Origin of the sequence: Nostoc sp. T09, from assembly GCF_002154695.1 — a bacterium.
In the GTDB taxonomy this organism is placed as follows: domain Bacteria; phylum Cyanobacteriota; class Cyanobacteriia; order Cyanobacteriales; family Nostocaceae; genus Aulosira.
Map to the genome: position 1 here is coordinate 1 of NZ_MTAV01000228.1, position 1,137 is coordinate 1,137.

The following is a 1,137-nucleotide window of genomic DNA, read 5'->3' on the forward strand; positions in this document are numbered from 1 at the left end:
TTACATCATTTCCTAGCTAATTCAGATTGGTCAGTAAATGAATTAAAACAACGAAGATTAAAGAAACTTAAGCAAGTATTGAATGGTCAGGCGATTACAGTAGTAATAGATGAAACCGGAGATAGAAAAAAAGGTAAAAAGACTGATTATGTGGCAAGACAATACTTAGGAAGCGTGGGAAAAATTGATAATGGAATAGTTTCAGTCAATGCTTATGGAGTTTACTCTAATATAACATTTCCATTAATGGTAAAAGTGTTTAAACCAAAAGCAACTCTAAAAGAAGGAGATAAATATAAAACTAAAATAGAGTTAGCATCAGAAATAATTACAGAGTTAATTGAAGATGGGTTTAATATCGAACTGATACTGGCAGATAGTTTATATGGTGAAAGTAGCCAATTTATTAGAAAACTGGAAGAATATAACTTAGCTTATGTGGTAGCAATTAGAAGTAATCATGGAGTCTGGTTGCCAGCAGGGCAAAGTGTTAGAGCCAACAGGTGGTGTAAATTTGAAAGAACATTTAGTAATCAAAAATCAGAAACTAGATACATTAGAGAAATAATTTATGGTAAAAAAAGAGCCATAACTTACTGGGAGATAACTACTGACCCAGAAACTATGCCGGAAAACTCTACCTCCTTCGTGATGACGAATCTTCAAGGTAATCTCAAAAAAACTTTAGGCGACTTATATGGATTAAGAACGTGGGTAGAATATGGTTTTCGACAGTGTAAACAAGAACTAGGCTGGACAGATTATAGGTTCACAAATTTTCAACATATTGAGAGGTGGTGGGAGATTATTTTTTGTGCTTACACGATGATTAGTTTGAATTCTCCAGCCTTGTTAGCCTTAAATCAATCTCGTCAAATTGAGACTGAGGGGGAAATAACTAGTCATATTGATTTTTCTAATCATCAACAATGGAATCATGAATCTGGATGGAAGAATGTTTTAAATAATCTGCGTCTAATCGTCCAACCACTCTTACTATTTTGGTTGATTTATCCCTGGCTCGATATTTTCCCTAATTCACAGTTATTACTGGGATTCAATCATTTAATTGCAGCCATGAATCAATTTAAACCCTGTTATGCTTCTGGATGATTTAGCTTCTTTACTACTTGCTTA

At 33.7% G+C, this 1,137-nt stretch carries 1 protein-coding gene; it reads left to right on the forward strand.

All coding sequences use genetic code 11. The features are described 5' to 3' along the window. On the forward strand, nt 1–1,113 hold a 1,113-nt coding region (locus tag BV372_RS33105; RefSeq protein WP_086691515.1), incomplete at its 5' end, for an IS701 family transposase. Nucleotides 1,114–1,137: the final 24 nt, after the last annotated feature.